Genomic DNA, 22,695 nt, shown 5'->3' on the forward strand with positions numbered 1-22,695 from the left:
AAAGTTTCCCCTTCTGCTTTTCTTAACAAACCAATTAATTATAAAAATGCTTTATATGGTAATTCAGGTTCATTTTTGAAAATATCACTAAAGCCACGGAAATGTTGATAATGCATGCGGTCTTTATCGGTTGGATAAGTATATTTCCCACCCACTTGCCAAAAGAACGGGGCAAATTTATATTGCAAACGCTCTTTTTTCATATTCCACAACACTTCTATTTCACGCGGGTCATTTTGGAAGTTTGCCCAAATATCATGGTGGAATGGAATAACCCGCTCACAATCTAATGATTCTGCTGCACGTAAAATATCCGATGACGTCATTTTATCCGTCACACCACGTGGGTTTTCGCCAAAAGAAAGCAGTGCGACATCAATATTGTAACGGTTACCATGCGCCGCATAATAGTTTGAATAATGTGAATCGCCGGAATGATAAATAGAGCCGCCAGTTGTTTCTATCAAGTAGTTCACCGCACGAGAATCCATGCCATCTAAAATTTGCTTATCAGTGGAAGAAACACCCTGTGGCAATGTCACCAATGCTGTGCGGTCAAATGAATCTAACACACGGATTTTCATATCCCCTACTTCCAGTACATCGCCAACTTTGGCGACTACACAACGCTCTACTGGTACGCCCCACTTAATCCATAAATCTACACAGGCTTGAGGACCAATAAATTTAACGTGGTCGCCGCAATTTTGCATTACCGCCGCAGCCACATTGACATCAATATGGTCAGCATGGTCATGAGAGGCTAGAATCGCATCAACTTCTTTAATGGCAAACGGGTCTAAAGGGAAAATTGCGGTTCGTAAGTTTGGTTGTAGCGCTTCAACTCCCCCCATGCGCATCATTTGGTGTTGCTTATTCATCAATGGATTTTTTTGTGTTTTTTTCCCTGTTCCACACCAAAAATCGATACAAACATTGGTATTTCCCTCACTTTTTAACCAAATCCCTGTGCATCCTAGCCACCACATTGAAAAGGTATTAGGTTCAACAACCGTTTTTTCAATTTCTTCATTTAGCCACGTTCCCCACTCAGGAAATGTACTTAAAATCCAAGATTCACGTGTGATTTCATTAACTTTGCTCATAGTCATAATACCTTTTTCAAGAATTTTAGATGTAGGGAGCCTGATGCCTTAATCGAGAAATTAAGGCATGAAGGCTGAATTGGTTTAAATGTTAAAAATTAGGTATACGACGGAATTAAACCAGTATCACTCGCGTGCCCTGTGCGGCAATCGCTTTGATAACCTCAGAGTTGGCATTTCTTCCAGTAATAAGAACATCTATCTTATTAGCTGGGCAAAATAACATTCCGGTTCGATGACCCACTTTGGAACTGTCTACAACAACAACTAATTTATCAATTTGGTCAAGCATTTGCTGCTCTGCAACCGCAGTCAGCATGTCAGCTTTATATAATCCAGCTTCCGTTAACCCTTTCCCTGATGTGAACATCCAGTTACCTGCATAACCCATTAACGTGTTCAAAGCCGGATTCAAAAAAATGTTTTGTGCTTTGTTATACTGCCCACCGATTAGAATGACGTCATCATGGTCTTGATCAATCAAATAGCTCGCTAATGGAAAATAATTAGTCACAATTTGTACGTTTTTCCCGCATAATTGCTGCCCTAACATAAACGCGGTAGAACCACAGTTAATGACAGCGCTTTCCCCAGGAAGACAAAGCTCTGCCGCTCTAATTGCGATTTCAGCTTTTTCTTCATAGTGCTCGGTACTGTTAATGTTTAACGGTGTCCACTTGCGTTTTTTATTTTCAATACGTTCAGCGCCATTACGGATTTTCCGCAATTTACCTTGCTCATCTAACTTTGAAATATCACGACGAGCTGTTGCAGGAGACACACTAAATTGTTCGGTAATATGAGAAACATTGATCACTCGATGTGTTTCCAATAACGACAATATTTCATTGTGTCTTTGCACTTCATTCATAATCATCGCCTTATTAGTTAATAATCACCTTGATGATGGATTATGATTCAAAATGATTATTGGTGATTGGTTTTGATTCTATTTATCTCACTTACTATTGTCAACCTTTGCTCAGGTAAAAAAACAACATTTGACAAATATAAATTTATTCTATTGATATATAAGATAATTTTAAATTTTACGTGATCAGGTCGCCATTTATTTATTTTTTTGCTGGTAAAAAAACGCACAAATGAGAACAATCAAAAAAGAGCAATTGATGATTACATATGATCACATTTGATTTTTGCGAGACTGATTAGTCGCTTTAAATGATTATATCGCAATAACACCAGATACGATCAATATGATTAATCTCTGACCCAGATAAATTACAAATACAATTTGATTAGAGGTAAAAATATGGATTTTTTATACGACGCTTTCTATATTTTTTACAGCCAAGTAATGACAAAAGCGCCTCTATTATTAGGCTTAGTCACATTTATCGGTTATTGGCTATTAAAGCGCGATGGCACGACAATCCTCAAAGGGACAATCAAAACGATTGTTGGTTTTATGCTAGTTGGCGTGGGTGCCAGTACCTTAGTGTCCAGTTTTAAACCCGTCATCGAAAAAATGTCTGAATACCATGGACTTACAGGGTCAGTTATTGACCCATATACATCAATGATGGCCACCATGGAAGCGATGGGAGATAACTATTCATGGGTGGGCTATACCGTGTTGTTAGCTCTCGCAATTAATATTCTTTTAGTCCTTTTCCGCCGCGTCACCGGTATTCGTACCATTATGCTGACAGGGCATATTATGTTTCAACAAGCAGGCTTGATCGCTGTTTTCTATTTTGTACTCGGGACGAGCATGTGGGAAACCATTATTTATTCTGCGGTATTAATGGCACTGTATTGGGGTATTTCCTCCAATATTATGTTTAAACCGACGCAAGAAGTGACGGGAGGTGCTGGGTTCTCAATAGGTCATCAGCAACAATTTGCTTCATGGATAGCCACTAAAGTTGCTCCGAAACTGGGCGATAAAAAAGACAGCGTAGATAATTTAAAACTGCCCAAATGGTTGCATATATTCCATGACAGCATTTCCGCCACCGCCATTGTGATGACCTTATTCTTTGGCGTTATTCTGATTTCTTTTGGCATTCCCAACCTACAAACCATGGCAGGTACCACTCACTGGACTATTTATATCATTGAAACGGGTTTAAAATTTGCCGTTGCCATCCAAATCATTGTTACCGGTGTACGCATGTTTGTCGCTGAATTATCTGAAGCTTTCAAAGGTATTTCAGAGCGCGTGATCCCCAATGCTGTTCTTGCGATTGACTGCGCCGCTATCTATGCATTCTCCCCTAATGCCATGGTATTTGGTTTTATGTGGGGTGCTATCGGGCAATTTGTTGCGGTACTCGGTATGTTGGCATTCAACTCCCCCATTATGATCATTCCAGGCTTTATCCCTATGTTCTTCTCGAACGCCACTATCGGTATTTTTGCCAACCATTTTGGGGGTTGGAAAGCCGTCATGAAAGTGTGTTTCGTGATGGGTATCATTGAAGTATTGGGTTCAGCTTGGGCAATCAGCTTAATTAATAGCCAAGGTACGGACTTTAGTGGTTGGATGGGTATGGCCGACTGGGCCCTCGCCTTCCCTGTCATTATGCAAGGTTTGTCCTTCTCTAAAATGTTCTTCTTTGTCGTTGTCGCCCTCTCCCTTGTCTATATGTATTTTGCTGCAAAGAAACTTCGCGCCGAAGAAGATGCACAAAACCCAATCGAAACTGAAATGGAAACCAATGAAGAAGTCGAAGCTGCATCTATTGAACATAATGGTACTAAGCCTGTACGTATCTTAGCGGTTTGCGGCAATGGACAAGGCTCGTCCATGATGATGAAAATGAAAATTGGCCAGTACCTCGAAAAGAAAGGCATTCCTCATGTGATGGATTCTTGTGCAGTCTCCGATTATAAATCGAAATTACCAGCAACTGATATTATCGTTTCCTCTAAACACCTTAGTGCAGAAATGGATCCGGGTGATGGTAAATTCATTCTTGGCGTACAAAATATGCTCAACCCCAACTCATTTGGTGATGAACTACTCGATATCATACATACCAATTTTATAGGGAATAAATAGCATCACTCATGGGTATAGATATCGCTCATAACGGTATCTATTCACTTAATGTATAAAAATAGGAAGGCAATGATGGGATTTAAACAATCATTAATCGACAATAATTCGATACAGCTACAAGCATCCGCTGATAACTGGCGTGATGCCATTAAGATAGGCACAGACTTGCTCATCGCTTCAGGTGCGATAAAACCTAGCTATCATAAAGCAATTATCAACAGTATTGAAAAACTTGGGCCTTATATTTGTATCGCACCTAATTTAGCGCTTCCTCACGCAAGGCCTGAAGACGGGGTACTAAAAACCGCTTTTGCTTTAGTCACACTGGAAAAACCGATTGTTTTTGATGGCGAAGATGAGCCTGTTGACGTACTTATCACCTTGGCAGGCAGTTCATCCGATGAACATATGGAAGGTCTGATGGAAGTCACTCGTGTTCTCGATGATGAAGACAGTGAAACTGGCGTTGATCTTGAAAAACTACGCCGTTGCCGCACGATTGATGATGTTTATCAGGTTATTGATCAAGCATTATGCTAATTTAATGAAAATAAAAGAAAATCATTAATTAGCGATAGAGGTAATCAACTATGTATAACGTATTAGCGCTTGATTTGGATGGAACGGCTTTAACTCAAGAACATACGATCCACCCTGCAGTCAAACAAGCCATTCAACAAGCAGCAAAACAATGCCACGTCATGATAGTCACTGGTCGCCACCATACTGCTGCCCGCCCCTACTATGATGAACTCGGGCTAACTACGCCGATTATTTGTTGCAATGGTACTTATATCTATGATTACCAAAATGAAAAAGTTATCACGCACAATGCCCTTACCAAAGAGAATGCACTGACATTCATCGAATTAGCACAGAACGATAAACTGAAAATGGTGATGTACATCACCGATGCCATGGTGTATTCAAAAATCGACCCTATCGATTACATGAGTACAATGGAACAGTGGGCTAACGACTCAACCATGGCTCATCCACCGAAAATTTATCGCATTGATTCATTTGAAGAACAAGTCCAGCAGGCTGACTATATTTGGAAGTTCGTCGTCGAAGGTGAACCGTCTACGTTAGAACGTTTCTTAAATTCCCCTTGGATTAAACAAACTTTTAATGCCGAAAAATCATGGTCAAACCGTTTCGACTTTGCCGCAAAAGGCAATAACAAAGGAACGCGTTTAGCAGAATATCTTAACTCTCAGGGTTATAACTCAAACCAAGTTATCGCTGTTGGTGATAACCACAACGATATCTCCATGATTGAGCTAGCGGGCCTAGGCGTAGCAATGAAAAATGCCGATGACACGGTGAAATCCCATGCGAATGCTATCTGTGCTACAGATAATAACGGTGATGGCCTTGCGCGTCTAATCCATGAAAATATTTTAGGACAATCACAATGACAAAGCCTTTGATCCAAATTGCATTAGACCAAACCACCTTACCTGCCGCACTCGAAGTGGCTGAAAATGTACACACTTTCGTTGATATTATTGAGGTGGGTACAATTTTAGCGTTCGCTGATGGCATGAATGCGGTCTCTACTTTACGTCAAAAATACCCTAATCACATTCTGGTTTGCGATATGAAAACCACCGATGGGGGAGCCATTTTATCGAGAATGGCATTTGAAGCAGGAGCAGATTGGATCACAGTCTCAGCCGCGGCGCATATTGCCACTATTGCTGCCTGCAAAAAAGTTGCCGATGAGTTTAATCGTGAGATCCAAATTGAAATTTATGGTAATTGGACTTTTGAAGATGCCAAAAATTGGGTCGATTTAGGTATTTCCCAAGCGATTTACCACCGCTCCCGCGATGCTGAACTCGCCGGTATTGGCTGGACCAATGAAGATATCGAAAAAATGCGAAAACTGTCTGATTTAGGGCTAGAACTGTCCATTACTGGCGGTATCGTGCCGGAGGATATCCATTTATTTAACGGTATCAAGGCCAAAGCCTTTATTGCTGGCCGTGCATTAGTGGGCGATAAGGGTAAAAAAACGGCAGAAGCATTACGTGAGCAAATCAACCGTTTTTGGAAATAGTAATTAGGAATAATTCTGATTCAAAAACCAACCTTTCCGTTTAAAACTAGCTCGATTAAAATTCAGGCCAGCAAAATAGCTGGCCTTTTCAACAATCTATCGAGCTTGTGATTTATTAACCTAATTGCTTACGTGCATTACGGAAAATCCGCATCCATGGGCTGTCCTCTCCCCAATTTTCAGGGTGCCATGAGTTGCTTACCGTACGGAAAACACGCTCAGGATGCGGCATCATAATCGTTGCACGGCCGTCTTTCGATGTCACCGAAGTAATTCCATTAACTGACCCGTTCGGGTTAGCTGGATATTCCTCTGTCACTTGGCCATAGTTATTCACGAAACGCATCGCCACCAGCCCGTTATCTTCTAATTGCTGTAAATGTGCCGCTGCACGTGTTTCCACTTGCCCTTCACCATGAGAAACAGCAATAGGCATACGAGAGCCTGCCATATCTTGCAGTAATAACGATGGGCTATTCGCAATTTCTACTAAACTAAAGCGCGCTTCAAAACGTTCTGAACGGTTACGTACAAAGCGAGGCCAGAATTCCGCACCTGGGATCAGCTCATGTAAGTTCGACATCATCTGGCAACCATTACACACCCCAAGAGATAAGGTATCTGGGCGGTTAAAGAACGTAGCAAATTCATCACGAACTTTATTATTGAATAAAATAGATTTTGCCCAACCTTCACCCGCACCTAATACGTCCCCATAAGAGAAACCACCACAAGCCACCAATGTTTGGAATTGTTCCAAAGACAAGTTACCTGCAAGTAAATCACTCATGTGCACATCAACCGCATCAAAACCAGCACGGTCAAAAGCGGCGGCCATTTCCACATGCGAGTTCACGCCTTGTTCGCGTAAAACAGCCACTTTAGGGCGCACGCCTGACAAAATAAACGGCGCTGCGATGTCTTCTTCAATGTCATACGTCAGTTTCACATTCAAACCAGGGTCCTGGTTATCCTGTTTCATCGCATGCTCTTCGTCTGCACACACTTCGTTATCACGCAAGCGTTGCATTTGCCAAGTAGTTTCAGCCCACCATTGACGCAATAAACTACGAGATTCACGATATACAACCGTATCTCGGCTATTAATAATCACGACATCATCATGTATTGCAGAACCTAAATAATGAACGCAACCTGCCAGCCCTGCTTGCTCAAAACATTCTGCTACATACGCTCTATCGGCTTCATTAATTTGAATGACTGCTCCTAGCTCTTCGTTAAATAACGCCGCAAGCGTGTCTTCATCAAAAGAGCTGATATCAACATTAATACCGCAATGACCCGCAAAAGCCATTTCTACTAAAGTGACGAATAAACCACCATCTGAGCGGTCATGGTAGGCTAGAAGTTTTTGCTCTGATAACAACTTCTGAATTGTATTAAAGAAGCCAAGTAATACTTCAGGACTGCGTACATCAGGGGCTTTATTACCTAACTGACGATATACCTGTGCGAGCGCAGAGCCGCCCAGCGCATTATTGCCTTGCCCAAGGTCAATTAATAACAAGGCATTATCATTAGTTACTTTTAATTCAGGTGTCACTGTCAAGCGAACATCTTCAACACGACCAAATGCACTAATCACCAAAGAAAGTGGCGAGGTCATTTCGCGTTCTTCGCCATCTTGCTGCCAACGCGTTTTCATTGACATGGAGTCTTTACCAACTGGGATAGTTAAACCTAACGCAGGGCACAGTTCTTCTCCTACCGCTTTAACCGCTTCATATAGACCTGCATCTTCACCAGGGTGCCCAGCTGCTGCCATCCAGTTAGCCGACAATTTAACGCGTTTTAAATCTTGCACATAAGAACATGCGATATTAGTTAATGCTTCCCCAACTGCCATTCGTGCTGATGCAGCAAAGTCTACCAATGCTACTGGTGTTCTTTCACCTATTGACATGGATTCCCCATAGTAGCTATCTAAGCTAGCGGTGGTTACCGCGCAGTCAGCAACAGGAATTTGCCATGGGCCAACCATCTGATCTCGTGCCACCATACCCGTCACTGTGCGGTCACCAATGGTGATTAAGAATGTTTTTTCAGCTACTGCAGGCAAATGTAGAACACGCTTCACCGCTTCATTTAAATTAATCGCTGTTCTATCTAATGAATCGGGCTCTGCCTTTAATGTTGTTACATCACGCAGCATTTTTGGTGTTTTACCCAGTAAAACATCCAAAGGCATATCTATAGGTTGGTTAGAAAAGTGTTCATCATTCAGTGTTAAATGTCGCTCTTCAGTCGCCTCCCCAATCACGGCAAATGGCGCACGTTCACGTTCACAAATCGCCGTAAAGACAGAAAGCTGCTCAGGTGAAACTGCCATCACATAGCGCTCTTGAGACTCATTACACCAAACTTCTAGCGGGCTCATGCCCGGTTCATCATTAAGAATTTTACGTAACTCAAAACGTCCACCGCGGCCACCATCACTCACCAGCTCAGGCATGGCATTCGATAAACCACCTGCGCCCACATCGTGGATAAATAAGATAGGGTTATCATCACCAAGCTGCCAGCAACGGTCGATAACTTCTTGGCAACGGCGTTCCATTTCGGCGTTATCACGTTGTACCGAAGCAAAATCGAGATCTGCGTCTGATTGGCCTGATGCCATTGATGATGCAGCCCCGCCACCTAACCCAATGTTCATTGAAGGGCCACCGAGTACAATCAGTTTTGCACCAACCGTAATATCGCCTTTTTGTACGTGATCTGCACGGATGTTTCCGATACCACCCGCTAACATAATAGGCTTATGGTAACCACGTAATTCTTCACCATTGTGGCTGTTAACTTTTTCTTCATACGTTCTGAAATAACCTAATAGCGCAGGACGACCAAATTCATTATTGAATGCCGCCCCACCTAATGGCCCTTCCATCATAATATCCAAAGCCGTCACAATGCGCTCTGGTTTACCAAAATCTTCTTCCCAAGGCTGTTCAAAACCGGGAATGCGTAAGTTAGAAACAGAAAAACCGACTAAACCAGCTTTTGGCTTCGCGCCGCGCCCTGTTGCGCCTTCATCACGAATTTCACCGCCAGAGCCTGTTGCTGCTCCCGGCCATGGTGAAATCGCTGTTGGGTGGTTATGAGTTTCCACCTTCATTAAGATATGAGCATCTTCTTGGTGGTAGCGGTATGTACGTCCTTCAGGTTCAGGAAAAAAGCGGCCAACAGACGAACCTTCCATAACGGCGGCATTATCTTTATAAGCAGATAAAACATGGTCAGGTGTTTTTTCAAACGTATTTTTAATCATTTTAAACAGTGATTTAGGCTGTTTTTCACCATCAATTACCCAGTCTGCATTAAAGATTTTATGGCGGCAATGTTCTGAGTTTGCTTGCGCAAACATATAGAGCTCAACATCCGTTGGATTACGTTTTAACCCAGTAAATGCCTCTAACAGGTAATCAATTTCGTCATCGGCTAACGCGAGCCCCATTTCCCTGTTAGCTGTTTCCAATGCAAGGCGGCCACCTGTAATCACATCAATGGATTTCATTGGTGCCGGCTGTTGCTGCACAAACAGTGCGCTCGCTTGTTCAAAAGAAGAAAAAATGCTTTCCATCATGCGATCATGCAAAATAGCGATCACTTCATGCCACTGTTCTTGGGTCAATGCATCACCTTGAACATAATAAGCAATCCCGCGTTCGATACGCTTTACTTGGCGAAGACCACAGTTATGTGCAATATCGGTGGCTTTTGAAGACCACGGAGAGATAGTTCCCGGACGAGGAGTGACTAAAATAAGCTTACCGAATGGCTCGTGCTCAGCCAGAGAAGGACCATACTTTAACAAACTGCTCAGTTTGCCTTGCTCACTATCACTCAACGGCGCTGATAATTCAGCAAAGTGCATATACTCAGCATAGATATCCGTGACAGGAAGCTGTTTTTCTGCAAACAGCGCCAAAAGGCGGGTAATACGAAATGCTGATAGAGCAGGTGAACCACGCAAAATTTCCATCGTCTTAATTTCTCTCTTTTAAACGCCAGCCCTGAACATGAAAGCAGGGAAACCGGAACACATTATAGAGCAATGTTCATCAATACGAAACCGTTTGCGTGATTAAAAATAAAGCGATTAGTTAAATATTATTCTGTGCTAAATACGATAATATAGGTTGCACCGTTCCTAAATGTTGAGCAAAATAGCCGACTACTGGAATTATAACCATTACTTAGCCATACTCTTTTATGGACATACAGCACCAGTCAATGCACGAGAAACTATTATTTGAATAACTTAAAAGTTAACTATTTAATTATCGTGGTCATCGCGCTACTAGCAACTATGGTCATCGGTTTTAACGTCCGCTGGCCCAATACGCAGAATTCACAAATTAATAAAATTATTTCTCAAGGTGAATTACGTATTAGTGCCGTTAGCTCGCCACTTATCTATATTGATGAGCAGAAACAGCTGCGTGGGTTCGACTACGAGCTGGCTCAAGGCTTTGCCTCATACTTAGGCGTTAAACTCAAGATAACCATCCGCCCAACATTCGAGCAAATATTTGATGACCTTGAAAATGGCGATGCCGATATCGCGGTTGCGGGTTTACTGTATAACAAAGACCGTTTAGCCAAAACAAAAACTGGTCCAAGTTATCTTAATGTCACTCAACAACTTGTCTATCGCAAAGGAACAAATCGCCCCAAAAACTTCAATGAAATAACGGGTAAATTATTGGTAACAGCGGGTACGGCGCATGCAAGTACCTTGAAGGAACTCGCCAAGGAATACCCAAACCTAAAGTGGGAAGAAACCTCAAAATACAATACCAATCAAATCCTTGAAATGGTTGCCGATGGTGAGGTTGACTACACATTAGAAGACTCTATTGCCGTTGCACTACAGCAACGTATTCACCCGCAATTAGCGGTTGCTTTTGATTTATTGGATGATCATGCTGTTACTTGGTATATGCGTCGTAGTAAAGAAAACAGTTTAGATGCTGCGTTGCTTGATTTCTTCAACATCAGCCATGAAAGCGAATTACTTGCACGTCTTAATGAAAAATATTTCAGCCATGTAGAGTCTTTCGATTATTTCGACACAATGGCATTTATTAAAGCCATTGATAATAAACTCCCCGAGTATCAACCTCTATTTGAAAAATATGCTCAGGTAATTGACTGGAAATTATTAGCGGCTATTGCATGGCAAGAGTCCCATTGGGATCCTTTAGCGACCTCACCTACGGGGGTACGCGGGCTAATGATGCTAACAAAGCCAACCGCAACAACAATGGGTATTGCAGATAGGTTAGACCCGGAAGAAAGCATAAAGGGCGGCGCCGCTTATATTGCTTATATTATGGAGCGTTTACCTGAAACCATCGAAGAGGATGACCGTATCTGGTTTGCCCTTTCCGCCTATAATATGGGGTATGGGCATATGCAGGATGTCCGTAAATTAACTGAAATGTTAGGCGGAGACCCTAACCGGTGGTTAGATGTAAAAGCCCGTTTACCTTTATTGACGCAGAAAAAATATTACTCACAACTCACTTATGGTTATGCACGTGGCCACGAAGCTTATCGTTACGTTGAGAATATTCGTCGTTATCATCAAAGTTTAGTGGGTTACTTACAAAGCCAAGAAAGAAAACAGCATGCTCTTGATATTGCCCAGAAGTCACTTATTTATTTGATTTCTCCTGAGAACCATAGCACTACTGAATCTCAAGCTATGCAAAATCAGTCCCCTATTTCTGAAAAAGTTAGTATGACGAATTTAGGGAAAATGAGTTCTGCGGCGCGGCCATCTAAAACTCTTGATGAAAAAAGGCTGCCATTAGGAAAATATTTACTTTCATTACACCCATCAAAAAATACCGATGAGACCGATAATGAAACACCTATCTCGCCACCAGAAGCACCTGAAAACTCGCTATAAATCATGCTGAAATAAAATAAGTGCGCTAAATTTTACTGTGTTAGCGCTTTTGTTCTTTTTTTTGCGCTCTACGCAATTTAAAAAAAGCACTCAGCATTGAAGAACATTGCTCTTCTAGAACACCACCAGTCACATCCACATAATGGTTTAGCCCGGCTTGCCCCATAATATCTAGGTAGGAACCACAAGCGCCAGTTTTAAAATCCTTAGCACCATAAACGACACGATTAATACGGCTGTGGATCATTGCGCCTGCACACATAATGCAAGGCTCTAACGTTACATATAATGTGGTATCCAATAACCGATAATTTGACAGCACTTGCCCTGCTTGTTGCAGAGCCATAATTTCAGCATGTGCTGTTGGATTATGGTCAATAATTGAACGATTCCAGCCTGAAGCAATTAAACGATTGTCTTTAACTAAGACCGCACCAACAGGAATTTCGCCAAGATCTTGTGCTTTTAGCGCAAGTTCAATAGCTTGTTGCATCCAATACTCATCAATTTCAATTTGCGTCACTCTTACCTCTGGTCAATGCGTTTTACACGCGATTATCCTCAAATGTTAGAATGACCGCAATTAAAATGCTTTTGTCTCTGTAATAGCAACCTAATTTTAATTGCTAAAAATCGCTAATTTAGCTGCAAACCCCATAAAGAAAGCGCCTACCGTACAATTTCCAAGCTTTGCAAGGAGTTGCTTTTCACGCAAAAAACGCGCAATCAAATAGCCACTAAAAATCAATAAGCTCAGGTATAAAAAACTCACTAATTCTAAAATCGTCGCAAGTACAAGGTAAGGTACCCATGCATGTGAGTAATTAAAGTCAACAAATTGTATAAAGAAAGAAATATAAAATAAAATTGCTTTCGGGTTTGTTAAGCTCAGCACTAGAGCGCGAGTAAAGTGTTTTTCTGTTTTAATTGGGATAGCATCAATACCGTTTGGCTGCGATTTTTTATACATAAATGTGCTATATAAAATCTTACCGCCTAAATATAGTAGATAAGCCGCACCTAAATAGCGAACTATCATAAATAATGTCGGGGATGCTTTAATCACTGAAGCGACACCGATAAATGACAGGAAAATTAATATTGCATCTCCAGTAAATACCCCTAGAGCAGCCCGATAACCAAACCGAGTGCCACTCGATGTACTTGTTTTTAATACATATAATGAGTTAGGTCCTGGTACAATAATGATTAAAACTAACCCTGCCAAATAAGTCCAGAAGTTAAGAACGCCAAGATTTTCGAACATATTTTTGACCCTTTATCTTTTTTATTATTTTTATCATAACTTTCACTCTTTGTGAATATTTATTCAATTAATTAGATATATGAAATGAACTGATAATAAAGATTATTTTAAATCAAACTTATTTATGATTACTAGGCTTATTCATTATTAACAACGGAAGGAATAAATATATGCTTATTATTAGAACATTAGTATAAAATGGAGCATTCGAAGATTTCTATCCAACAAAGATGACCTTTAGTGCCGCTAAACGTAATTATTTTTTAGGGCACTCAAAAGATAAAACTTACGTTGTATACTCTATGGCAGATAATGGTAAAGTTGACCCAAATGCACCAGTACAAAAAGGAAAACTGAGGTCCTACCTTAGTAACATTCAAGCATTCTATAATTCAGCAAAAAATAAACAATATTTATATGGTTATAATTTAAATGAAAAAATTGTCGAATTGTACCAAATAGATGATAAAGCAGGTATACAGCCGATCTATGTTGATAACTTCAACGTTGGAGATACAATTCAATCAGCAACGCTTTATATCGCTAATGGTCTTATTCATATATATAGCCAAGCAGAAAAAGATAAAAACTGGAAAATTCATAGCTATTCGATAGAAGAATAATAACATCGCATTATATTTAAGTTAAAATTCAAAATAAATAAGGGTCAAATACAAGACCCTTATTGACAATAATTAAACATACTTCCCATAATACCCGAAAAAGAATTTTTTATCATTAATTAATAAAAAACATCTTAATATTAAAACTTTTCAGTTAAAAACAGCTTCCTTTTCAAACTTTTTAAACCATAACTTTCCTATTAAAAATATAATCCAGTTTTAATTAATACTAAACCCATAACCAAACAGCAATAAAAAAATATTAGTAAAACCAAATAACTCACTTACATTCCATTAACCAAACCATTTTGATTTGAATATTCCTATTTTTCAGGGAAAAATAGCCATTCTGCATAACAATGGACTTTAAAAAACTTACATTTAAATAATATGAAAAATAAGTATTGTAATTTAGTATTACTTTTTCAAGCTTTTCAATGTAAAATGGTTGCACAAAAACACAAGAATTGAATAGAAGTAACGAATAGGTGCAAGGTATAAGTTACTATTTTTTAACTTAGTCGAGTATAAGTCACTGATATGTCTTTATTAATTACAAAACGCTGTATCAATTGTGATATGTGTGAACCTGAATGCCCAAATGATGCAATTTTTATGGGTGACGAAATTTATGAGATTGACTCAAACCTATGCACTGAATGTGTAGGGCACTACGATAAGCCTACCTGCCAATCAGTATGTCCCATAAACAATACTATCATTATTGATCCCAATCATATCGAAAGCCAAGATCAGCTATGGGATAAATTTGTTATGATCCACCACGCAGACAAAATTTAAACCTCTATGATTACTTTAAGAATTCATCATTATAAAAAATAAACATAATAATATTTAGTAGTAGCTTACTTCCTATGATGAATTCTTATCAGTTTAAGCTTATATAAGTTTTCGCTTATACAATTTATTACCAAAGATTAATAAACATTATATTCTGATAATATTTATTACTATTACAATAAATATTTTCTGATACATTAACCCCTCGCATTTACCAATTTTCAAAGAGGGATATTATGACCAAATCAAGTGAAAGCGTTCAAAAAAGTAAATTTAATAATTATTACAGCACAAGTTTAGTTTATACTGTAAAAGACTATAATTACTTTATTGGTATAGCTAAGAACAAGTCTTTTGTTATTTATGAAATAACAAAAGATGGAAAAATAGATCTTAAAAATTTTGTACAAGATGGAGTGTTAGATACTTTCCATGATGACCTCCAAGTTGTTTATGAACCAAATCAAAACAAACAATTCCTTATATGTACAAACACCACTGAGTCTAAATTAGATATATTTACTATTTATGCAAATGGTTCTATAAAACTATTTGACTCTCTTGACTATAAAAGAAACTCTAAACAAGGAACAGCAATTTATGCTGAAAATGGATTTTTCTTCTTTTATGAACAATCTCAGCGAACTTTAGAGTGGGAAATTAGAAAATTTGTAAGAGAATAATATAATTTCACCATGGAAAATAGTTTTTAATTAAACTAATTACAAAGCGATGTATTATTAGCCAGTCAATTCTTTATTAACTGATTGAATGGCCATTTTATTTCATAGCGTTAAGCATAGATATTTAACTTAAAATAAGTATTGTATTCTATTTTCAGATAATATATCTTTTATTTTAATAGGTTATTTATTGGCTAATCAAACAAGCAATAAATAACCTATATTTTTCTACTACTTAGAAAGACTTTAATTCTTCATAATACTTTCAATTATCACAGTAGCTACCGCATAATGCCGCTCATCGGTAATCGAAACATGAAAGTGTGTTGCATGTATGCAGTTAGCCAACGTTAATGCCTCATCACTTAAGCTCAATAAGGGTTTCCCAAGCTTGTCATTAGTGACTTCAAATTGATTAAACGCTAGACCATTGCGAATTCCCGTACCTAGTGCTTTTGCTGCAGCTTCTTTAACTGCAAAGCGTTTTGCTAAAAAGCGAGCTGGCTTTGATTGTTGTTGGTACTGGACTAACTCAGCCTCCGTTAAAATGCGTTTAGCAAGGCTGTCACCTGTACGTTCAATCATAGACTCAATACGAGCAATTTCCACAATATCTGTACCTAACCCTACAATTGCCATTATTTACGCGCTTCCAACAGAATTTTTTTCATATCAGCAACGGCTTGAGCTAACCCACTGAACAATGCTCGGCCAATAATTGCATGACCAATATTAAGCTCATAAATTTCAGGTAACTGAGCAATACGTTGAACGTTATGATAGGTTAAGCCATGACCTGCATTGACTTTAATTCCTTTACTCGCCGCATATATAACGCCATCATGAATACGGCGAAACTCAAGTTCTTGCTCCTGTTCTGTTTTAGCATCTGCATAGGCTCCTGTATGGATTTCAATAAACGGAGCACCACACTCTTGCGCAGCATCAATTTGTGCGTGGTCTGCATCAATAAACAATGAAACTAAAATACCCGCTTCTGTGAGGCGTTTAACAGCATCTGCAACTTTCTGTTTTTGCCCTGCGACATCTAAACCGCCTTCCGTGGTCACTTCCTCCCGTTTTTCAGGTACTAAACAGCAGAATGCAGGCTTAATACGACAAGCAATCTCTACCATTTCGTCCGTTACCGCCATTTCAAGATTCATTCGAGTTTGAATGGTTTCATTTAGCAATGTGACATCTCTATCTGTAATATGACGGCGGTCTTCACGTAAATGAATGGTGATACCATCAGCTCCCGCTTGTTCAGCAACGAACGCAGCTTGTACAGGATCTGGATATTGAGTTCCTCTTGCATTTCTAACCGTTGCAATATGGTCGATATTTACGCCTAACAAAAGCTCTGCCATTTTTTATTCCTCATTAGTAAACGCTAATAAACTTATCTGCCTACTATCCTACTGTAATTTCCTGTGCTGAGGGAATAAATCTCTCATCATTCGAAGTAAATTCCAATATACATACCCTATTTCAGTCGTTGTATTTAATTTTTGCGAAGCGCTTCGTAAGATTTTATATCGACAAAAAAATATATTGTTTGATAAAGCCAGTTCAGCTAAAAAGATACATGAGAAAGGGATATATAGAGGTATTAGGGGTATTAGCGGTATAACAAACTAGGTAAAAATAAAATTAAAAACAATTTCAACTCTGTTTGTTCTGCACAACTGGCGAATAAGTAAACTGGCGAAATAACTCTCGGCTTTTTAAAGGTTTTCCACCTAAATAAGGCTTTAAAGCAAGTCGAGTAAAACGTTTTGCTGCTTTAAGCGTATCTGCATCAGGAAATTCGCGACTTGCCAGTGCTTTAAGTTGTTTACCCGTGAAACTAAGCTGGTCAACAACCAAACTACCAATAAATCCTTTTTCTTCTCTATACCGGTAAGTCATTGTGTCAGAAACGGGCTCCCCGCTACCAGCACAATGTAAAAAATCAACACCATAACCAAGGTAAGAAAGCAAGGCTAGCTCAAAGCGACGCAAGGCAAATTCAGGAGTGTGCTCACTCGCAGCAAGAATTTGTAAACAGGAGAGATAATCAAAAAATAGTGCAGAATATGGTGTACCAAATTCTAATACACGCGCGGTTAATTCATTAAGATATAAACCGCTATATAGAACGGTTCCTGTTAAAGGGAGGGCTAAAGAAACTGGGTCTGCACTAATTAAGGTTTTGATTTCACCTTTGCCTCCCCAGCGGATTAGCAAAGGTGTGAAGGGCTGTAAGCAGCCCCTTAATGGTGAGCGATTACGGCGAGCGCCTTTTGCAAGTAAACGTATTTTTCCTTCGCCTTCAGTAAAAAAATCGAGTAATAAACTCGTCTCACTGTAAGGCCTTGAATGGAGTACAAACGCACGCTGCCAACCACTCACTTTGCCACCTACTATTTTAGGTCGTCAACATAACCCAGGCTACGTAATGCTCTTTCGTCATCAGCCCAGCCTGATTTAACTTTAACCCAAAGCTCAAGGTGCACCTTGTTATCAAACATTCTTTCCATATCGATACGCGCTTCGGTACCGATGGTTTTCAGTTTGCTACCTTTGTTACCAATAACCATTTTCTTTTGGCCTTCACGCTCAACAAGAATCAAGCCATTGATATGGTAAATACCCGCTTCTGTTACCTTAAATTGTTCAATTTCAACCGTCACCGAATATGGTAGCTCATCACCTAAGAAACGCATGAGCTTTTCACGGATAATCTCAGATGCCATAAAACGCTGAGAACGGTCAGTAATGTAATCTTCCGGAAAATGGTGTACTGCTTCAGGGATATGCTGTTTAACAATTTTAGCAATTGTATCCACACCAGTACCTTTTTCAGCACTAATCGGAACAACATCTAAAAAATTCATTTTCTGACTGATCATACTAATATGAGGCAATAGTATCGTTTTATCAGTCACATTATCAATTTTGTTAATTGCTAATATAACAGGGCAACGTAAGCTAGATAACTTAGTCAATACCATTTCATCATCAGCGGTCCAATTAGTCCCTTCAACGACAAAAATAACTAACTCAACATCACCAATTGAACTGGATGCAGCCCGGTTCATTAAACGGTTAATTGCACGTTTTTCTTCAATATGAAGTCCTGGGGTATCAACATAAATAATTTGGTAATTATCTTCTGTATGGATCCCCATAATACGATGGCGAGTCGTCTGTGGCTTTCTCGAAGTAATCGAAACTTTTTGCCCCAGTAATTGATTCAATAATGTCGATTTACCGACATTTGGCCGTCCAACTATGGCAACAAAACCACAGTGGGATTGTAATTCACTCATTCAAGCTCCAAAATTTTCAATGCTTGCTCTGCTGCTGCTTGCTCTGCTTTACGACGGCTTGAGCCAACACCATTAATCGGTTGGTCAATACCACTAACTTGGCAGTGGATCGTAAATTCTTGATCGTGAGCTTCACCTTTAACCTGAACAACCAAATAATTAGGTAGTGGCAAATGGCGCCCTTGCAGATATTCTTGTAACCTTGTTTTCGGGTCTTTTTGCTTATCACCCGGACTGATCTCAACCAGTCTACTTTGATACCAATCTAAAATAATTCTTTCGATCGTTTGGATATCACTATCTAAAAAAATACCACCGATCAGTGCTTCAACAGTATCAGCAAGGATAGATTCGCGACGAAAACCACCGCTTTTTAATTCCCCCGGCCCTAAACGTAAACACTCACCGAGTTCAAATTCACGTGCGATTTCTGCTAATGTATTTCCGCGTACAAGCGTTGCTCGCATACGACTCATATCACCCTCGTCCACTTTTGGAAAACGGTGGTATAAGTCATTTGCAATCACAAAACTCAAAATTGAGTCACCTAAAAACTCTAGACGCTCATTATGTTTGCTACTTGCACTTCTATGTGTCAATGCTTGGATTAATAACTCGTTCTGCTTGAATTGATAACCAAGCTTACGCTGTAATTTTTCTAATAAAGAGGGGTTCATGTGCGCCCAACCATTTTTTATTTGATAAAAAAGCACACGCAACAGACCTGTAAAATTCACCATTTTACAAAACTGTTGCGTTTGCACTGACTCCTTATGCTTCCATATATTTTACAGCTCAGTGGAACTAATTATAAAAATTCATTAGTTACAATAAGTTAAAATAGGAGAGTTAATAATTGGGGAGCCAATAATATTAATTAATCTATATTGTACACTGGGTAAAACAATAATGCTTCGGTTAATGCGGATTTTCAAATGAAAACCCGCATTTCCAACATTTGGCTAGACCCACTATTCAAATTATAGTGGACCAATTCGGCTAAAGCGAATACCTGTCGGCCATTCATTTTCTTGTTTATCAAGACTTAACCAAATAAATACTGCACGACCGACTAAATTTTCTTCTGGTACAAAGCCCCACATACGACTGTCAGAGCTATTATCTCTGTTGTCACCCATCATAAAGTAGTGCTTTTCAGGAACAATCCATTCGTTCTTCGGCATACCTGGTTGCAGATATTTAGCTTCAGTAATTGCTTGACGAATAATTAAAATTTGATGCTCAACCGTATCCAATTTTTCACTACGCTCATACTGGCGTAACGCATTCCTTGGTAGAGGTTGGTCTAATGGAATTTCATAATTCCCCTTTTGGTTATCAACAACAGAACCGATATCAAGGAACATGGTCCATTCACTCGGCGCCAGAGGACCATAAACAATAGGTAAGGTCTCTGTACATTTGTTATCTGCACAATTCGGGTAAATTGTTAATTCCTTTGCATCTGGGTTATAAATAATTTTATCACCCGGCATTCCAATAACTCGTTTTACAAAATCAACATTAGGATCTCTTGGGTATTTAAAAACTGCGATATCACCACGTTTCGGTTTACCCGTTTCGATTAACGTCGTTTGTGTAATTGGGTCTTTTAAACCATAAGCAAATTTCTCAACCAACATAAAATCACCAACTAACAACGTTGGCATCATTGACCCTGAAGGTATTTGAAATGGCTCATAAATAAATGAACGCACAATCAGTACAATCGCCAACACAGGGAAAATAGACGACCCTGTTTCAAGCCACGATGGGCGGCGGACAGCATTTGCCACATCCGCTTCACTCACGGCGCCATTCGTTGCATCCTGTAACTGCTTGAGTTTTGCTTTACGCGCAGGTGCAAATTTAAACTTGTCTAAACACCATATAATCCCTGTGATTAATGTTGCCAGTGTTAGGATCAAGGCAAAGGTGTTAGCCATTGAGGCTCCTTGTAAACTTAGTCTTTACCAACATGCAATATAGCAAGAAACGCTTCTTGTGGTAGCTCAACGTTACCAACTTGCTTCATACGTTTCTTACCATCCTTTTGCTTCTGCAACAGTTTTTTCTTACGGCTAACGTCACCACCATAACACTTGGCAAGTACGTTTTTACGCAATTGTTTAACTGTAGAACGAGCAATAATATGGTTACCAATCGCTGCTTGAATCGCAATATCGAACTGCTGACGCGGGATTAGCTCTTTCATTTTTTCGACCAGTTCACGACCGCGATATTGAGAATTCGCACGGTGTGTGATCAAGGCCAAAGCATCAACACGTTCATTATTAATAAGAACATCGACACGCACCATATCTGATGCTTGGAAGCGTTTAAATGCATAATCTAAAGATGCATAGCCGCGAGACGTTGATTTTAAGCGATCGAAGAAATCCAATACTACTTCTGCCATTGGGATTTCATAAGTCAGCGATACTTGATTACCATGATAGACCATATTGGTCTGAACGCCACGTTTCTCAATACAAAGTGTAATAACGTTACCCAAATATTCTTTAGGCATCAGCATGTGACACTCTGCGATTGGTTCACGTAATTCTTCAATATTGTTCAATGCCGGTAGCTTAGATGGGCTATCGACATACACGATATCACCGTTAGTTTGCTGCACTTCATACACAACAGTCGGTGCAGTGGTAATCAAATCAAGATCATATTCACGTTCTAAACGTTCTTGAATGATTTCCATATGCAATAAACCAAGGAAACCACAACGGAAGCCGAAGCCTAACGCAGTCGAAGTTTCTGGTTCATAAAATAAAGATGCGTCATTTAGACTTAATTTACCTAATGCATCACGGAATGATTCATAGTCATCAGAACTGACGGGGAATAAGCCTGCATATACCTGTGGTTTAACTTTTTTAAACCCTGGTAACGCTTTATCTGCCGGGTTGCGAGCCCCAGTTAATGTATCCCCAACTGGGGCGCCAGTGATATCTTTAATCGCACAAACTAACCAGCCCACTTCACCGCAACTTAATACATCGCGGTCGATTTGCTTCGGTGTGAAAATCCCAAGGCGGTCTGCGTTATACACTTGCCCTGTGCTCATAACTTTAATTTTATCGCCTTTTCTCAATGTTCCGCTCTTAATACGGATCAAAGAAACCACGCCTAAATAGTTATCAAACCAAGAGTCAATAATCAGTGCTTGTAACGGAGCATCTGCATCACCAACAGGTGGTGGAATCTCTTTAACAAGACGTTCAATCACATCTTGAACACCAATACCGGTTTTTGCAGAGCAGCGAACTGCATCATGTGCGTCAAGGCCGACAATATCTTCGATTTCATCGGCAACACGTTCAGGATCAGCAGCTGGTAAATCAATTTTATTTAAGACCGGAACAACTTCTAAGTCCATCTCGATAGCGGTATAGCAATTTGCCAAAGTTTGAGCTTCAACACCTTGCCCTGCATCAACCACCAGCAAAGCCCCCTCACAGGCAGCTAATGAACGAGACACTTCATAAGAGAAGTCAACATGACCCGGTGTGTCAATGAAGTTTAATTGGTAAGTTTCACCATCTGAAGCTTTGTAATCAAGCGTTACGCTCTGTGCTTTAATAGTGATCCCACGCTCACGCTCTAAGTCCATCGAGTCTAAAACTTGTGCCGCCATTTCGCGGTCAGTTAAGCCACCACAAATTTGAATGATGCGGTCTGACAAGGTCGACTTGCCATGGTCGATATGTGCAATGATGGAAAAATTTCTTATGTTATTGATTTTCAAGGTAATATCTTCTTTTAAATTGCCTTACAAAATCAGCTTTGTGCAAATATTGCAGCAAAACTAAAATGCTATGATTATCACAAGATTGTTAATTAGCTGCATTTTAC

General features: G+C 39.7%; 20 protein-coding genes. 8 read left to right on the forward strand and 12 right to left on the reverse strand.

Translation table 11 applies throughout. The features are described from left to right. Positions 1-38: 38 nt before the first annotated feature. Both ulaG and ulaR read right to left on the reverse strand, forming a co-directional pair. A complete protein-coding gene (gene ulaG, locus PR683_RS07345; RefSeq protein WP_196719402.1) occupies positions 39-1,106 on the reverse strand; it encodes an L-ascorbate 6-phosphate lactonase in 1,068 nt (355 codons plus the stop codon). A 115-nt stretch (positions 1,107-1,221) separates the two neighbouring features. Continuing rightward, a complete protein-coding gene (gene ulaR, locus PR683_RS07350) occupies positions 1,222-1,977 on the reverse strand; it encodes an HTH-type transcriptional regulator UlaR (RefSeq protein WP_272537736.1) in 756 nt (251 codons plus the stop codon). A gap of 402 nt (positions 1,978-2,379) precedes the next feature. On the opposite strand from ulaR, the gene PR683_RS07355 reads away from it, so the two are divergent. The 4 genes from PR683_RS07355 (at position 2,380) to PR683_RS07370 (ending at position 6,199) form a co-directional block, all read left to right on the forward strand. After that, on the forward strand, positions 2,380-4,134 hold the full coding sequence (locus tag PR683_RS07355) for a PTS ascorbate-specific subunit IIBC (protein WP_109911459.1): 1,755 nt from the start codon (positions 2,380-2,382) through the stop codon (positions 4,132-4,134). Positions 4,135-4,206: 72 nt separating this feature from the next. Then, complete coding sequence (locus PR683_RS07360) at positions 4,207-4,674, forward strand: PTS sugar transporter subunit IIA (protein ID WP_109911458.1); 468 nt, start codon at positions 4,207-4,209, stop codon at positions 4,672-4,674. Between the two features lie 50 nt (positions 4,675-4,724). Beyond that, positions 4,725-5,555 (forward strand): Cof-type HAD-IIB family hydrolase, encoded by an 831-nt coding sequence (locus PR683_RS07365; RefSeq protein ID WP_209102003.1) that lies wholly within the window; start codon positions 4,725-4,727, stop codon positions 5,553-5,555. Next, a complete protein-coding gene (locus PR683_RS07370) occupies positions 5,552-6,199 on the forward strand; it encodes a 3-keto-L-gulonate-6-phosphate decarboxylase UlaD (protein WP_272581731.1) in 648 nt (215 codons plus the stop codon). The genes PR683_RS07365 and PR683_RS07370 overlap by 4 nt, the downstream gene beginning before the upstream one ends. Before the next feature lie 115 nt (positions 6,200-6,314). On the opposite strand, the gene purL is transcribed toward PR683_RS07370, so the two are convergent. After that, positions 6,315-10,202 carry a phosphoribosylformylglycinamidine synthase gene (gene purL, locus PR683_RS07375; protein WP_272578641.1) on the reverse strand — a complete coding sequence of 1,296 codons (3,888 nt, stop codon included), beginning with the start codon at positions 10,200-10,202 and terminating at the stop codon, positions 6,315-6,317. 270 nt (positions 10,203-10,472) lie between these two features. Between purL and mltF the strand changes: the two genes are divergently transcribed. Further along, positions 10,473-12,137 (forward strand): membrane-bound lytic murein transglycosylase MltF, encoded by a 1,665-nt coding sequence (gene mltF / locus PR683_RS07380; RefSeq protein WP_272524222.1) that lies wholly within the window; start codon positions 10,473-10,475, stop codon positions 12,135-12,137. 40 nt (positions 12,138-12,177) lie between these two features. On the opposite strand, the gene tadA is transcribed toward mltF, so the two are convergent. Further along, the gene (tadA, locus tag PR683_RS07385; RefSeq protein WP_109911452.1) at positions 12,178-12,660 is read right to left on the reverse strand and encodes a tRNA adenosine(34) deaminase TadA; all 483 of its coding nucleotides are present in this window, start codon (positions 12,658-12,660) and stop codon (positions 12,178-12,180) included. Between the two features lie 96 nt (positions 12,661-12,756). After that, positions 12,757-13,404 (reverse strand): leucine efflux protein LeuE, encoded by a 648-nt coding sequence (gene leuE, locus PR683_RS07390; protein ID WP_004912773.1) that lies wholly within the window; start codon positions 13,402-13,404, stop codon positions 12,757-12,759. A 302-nt stretch (positions 13,405-13,706) separates the two neighbouring features. On the opposite strand from leuE, the gene PR683_RS07395 reads away from it, so the two are divergent. From PR683_RS07395 to PR683_RS07405, 3 genes are all read left to right on the forward strand, one after another. Beyond that, positions 13,707-14,027 carry a hypothetical protein gene (locus PR683_RS07395; protein ID WP_227024226.1) on the forward strand — a complete coding sequence of 107 codons (321 nt, stop codon included), beginning with the start codon at positions 13,707-13,709 and terminating at the stop codon, positions 14,025-14,027. Positions 14,028-14,567: 540 nt separating this feature from the next. Next, positions 14,568-14,828, forward strand: coding sequence for a YfhL family 4Fe-4S dicluster ferredoxin (locus PR683_RS07400; RefSeq protein ID WP_004912777.1), 261 nt, complete (start codon positions 14,568-14,570; stop codon positions 14,826-14,828). A 236-nt stretch (positions 14,829-15,064) separates the two neighbouring features. Beyond that, entirely contained in the window at positions 15,065-15,511 is a 447-nt protein-coding gene (locus tag PR683_RS07405; RefSeq protein ID WP_004912779.1) for a hypothetical protein, read from the forward strand. Positions 15,512-15,757: 246 nt separating this feature from the next. On the opposite strand, the gene acpS is transcribed toward PR683_RS07405, so the two are convergent. From acpS to lepA, 7 genes are all read right to left on the reverse strand, one after another. Continuing rightward, a complete protein-coding gene (acpS, locus tag PR683_RS07410) occupies positions 15,758-16,150 on the reverse strand; it encodes a holo-ACP synthase (RefSeq protein ID WP_123382549.1) in 393 nt (130 codons plus the stop codon). Continuing rightward, positions 16,150-16,881, reverse strand: a complete 732-nt coding sequence (gene pdxJ, locus PR683_RS07415) for a pyridoxine 5'-phosphate synthase (RefSeq protein ID WP_004912787.1) — start codon at positions 16,879-16,881, stop codon at positions 16,150-16,152. The genes acpS and pdxJ overlap by 1 nt, the downstream gene beginning before the upstream one ends. A 295-nt stretch (positions 16,882-17,176) precedes the next feature. Continuing rightward, the gene (gene recO / locus PR683_RS07420) at positions 17,177-17,905 is read right to left on the reverse strand and encodes a DNA repair protein RecO (protein ID WP_004912788.1); all 729 of its coding nucleotides are present in this window, start codon (positions 17,903-17,905) and stop codon (positions 17,177-17,179) included. A gap of 11 nt (positions 17,906-17,916) precedes the next feature. Further along, positions 17,917-18,825 (reverse strand): GTPase Era, encoded by a 909-nt coding sequence (gene era, locus PR683_RS07425; protein WP_004912791.1) that lies wholly within the window; start codon positions 18,823-18,825, stop codon positions 17,917-17,919. Then, positions 18,822-19,502, reverse strand: coding sequence for a ribonuclease III (gene rnc / locus PR683_RS07430; RefSeq protein WP_004912793.1), 681 nt, complete (start codon positions 19,500-19,502; stop codon positions 18,822-18,824). Before rnc ends, era begins: the two co-directional genes overlap by 4 nt. A 303-nt stretch (positions 19,503-19,805) precedes the next feature. Continuing rightward, positions 19,806-20,771, reverse strand: a complete 966-nt coding sequence (gene lepB, locus PR683_RS07435; RefSeq protein WP_004912796.1) for a signal peptidase I — start codon at positions 20,769-20,771, stop codon at positions 19,806-19,808. Between the two features lie 17 nt (positions 20,772-20,788). Beyond that, on the reverse strand, positions 20,789-22,582 hold the full coding sequence (gene lepA / locus PR683_RS07440) for a translation elongation factor 4 (RefSeq protein ID WP_042851876.1): 1,794 nt from the start codon (positions 22,580-22,582) through the stop codon (positions 20,789-20,791). Positions 22,583-22,695: the final 113 nt, after the last annotated feature.

Source organism: Providencia sp. PROV269 (genome assembly GCF_028477785.1).
Lineage (GTDB): Bacteria > Pseudomonadota > Gammaproteobacteria > Enterobacterales > Enterobacteriaceae > Providencia > Providencia rettgeri.

Coding starts and splice junctions, on each gene's coding strand:
- purL (WP_272578641.1), bottom strand. CDS start 10,202: ATGGAAATTTTGCGTGGTTCACCTGCTCTATCAGCATTTCGTATTACC.
- era (WP_004912791.1), bottom strand. CDS start 18,825: ATGAGTGAATTACAATCCCACTGTGGTTTTGTTGCCATAGTTGGACGG.
- leuE (WP_004912773.1), bottom strand. CDS start 13,404: ATGTTCGAAAATCTTGGCGTTCTTAACTTCTGGACTTATTTGGCAGGG.
- ulaR (WP_272537736.1), bottom strand. CDS start 1,977: ATGAATGAAGTGCAAAGACACAATGAAATATTGTCGTTATTGGAAACA.
- rnc (WP_004912793.1), bottom strand. CDS start 19,502: ATGAACCCCTCTTTATTAGAAAAATTACAGCGTAAGCTTGGTTATCAA.
- PR683_RS07360 (WP_109911458.1), top strand. CDS start 4,207: ATGGGATTTAAACAATCATTAATCGACAATAATTCGATACAGCTACAA.
- PR683_RS07365 (WP_209102003.1), top strand. CDS start 4,725: ATGTATAACGTATTAGCGCTTGATTTGGATGGAACGGCTTTAACTCAA.
- PR683_RS07355 (WP_109911459.1), top strand. CDS start 2,380: ATGGATTTTTTATACGACGCTTTCTATATTTTTTACAGCCAAGTAATG.
- ulaG (WP_196719402.1), bottom strand. CDS start 1,106: ATGAGCAAAGTTAATGAAATCACACGTGAATCTTGGATTTTAAGTACA.
- pdxJ (WP_004912787.1), bottom strand. CDS start 16,881: ATGGCAGAGCTTTTGTTAGGCGTAAATATCGACCATATTGCAACGGTT.
- PR683_RS07370 (WP_272581731.1), top strand. CDS start 5,552: ATGACAAAGCCTTTGATCCAAATTGCATTAGACCAAACCACCTTACCT.
- PR683_RS07400 (WP_004912777.1), top strand. CDS start 14,568: ATGTCTTTATTAATTACAAAACGCTGTATCAATTGTGATATGTGTGAA.
- PR683_RS07405 (WP_004912779.1), top strand. CDS start 15,065: ATGACCAAATCAAGTGAAAGCGTTCAAAAAAGTAAATTTAATAATTAT.
- acpS (WP_123382549.1), bottom strand. CDS start 16,150: ATGGCAATTGTAGGGTTAGGTACAGATATTGTGGAAATTGCTCGTATT.
- PR683_RS07395 (WP_227024226.1), top strand. CDS start 13,707: ATGGCAGATAATGGTAAAGTTGACCCAAATGCACCAGTACAAAAAGGA.
- lepB (WP_004912796.1), bottom strand. CDS start 20,771: ATGGCTAACACCTTTGCCTTGATCCTAACACTGGCAACATTAATCACA.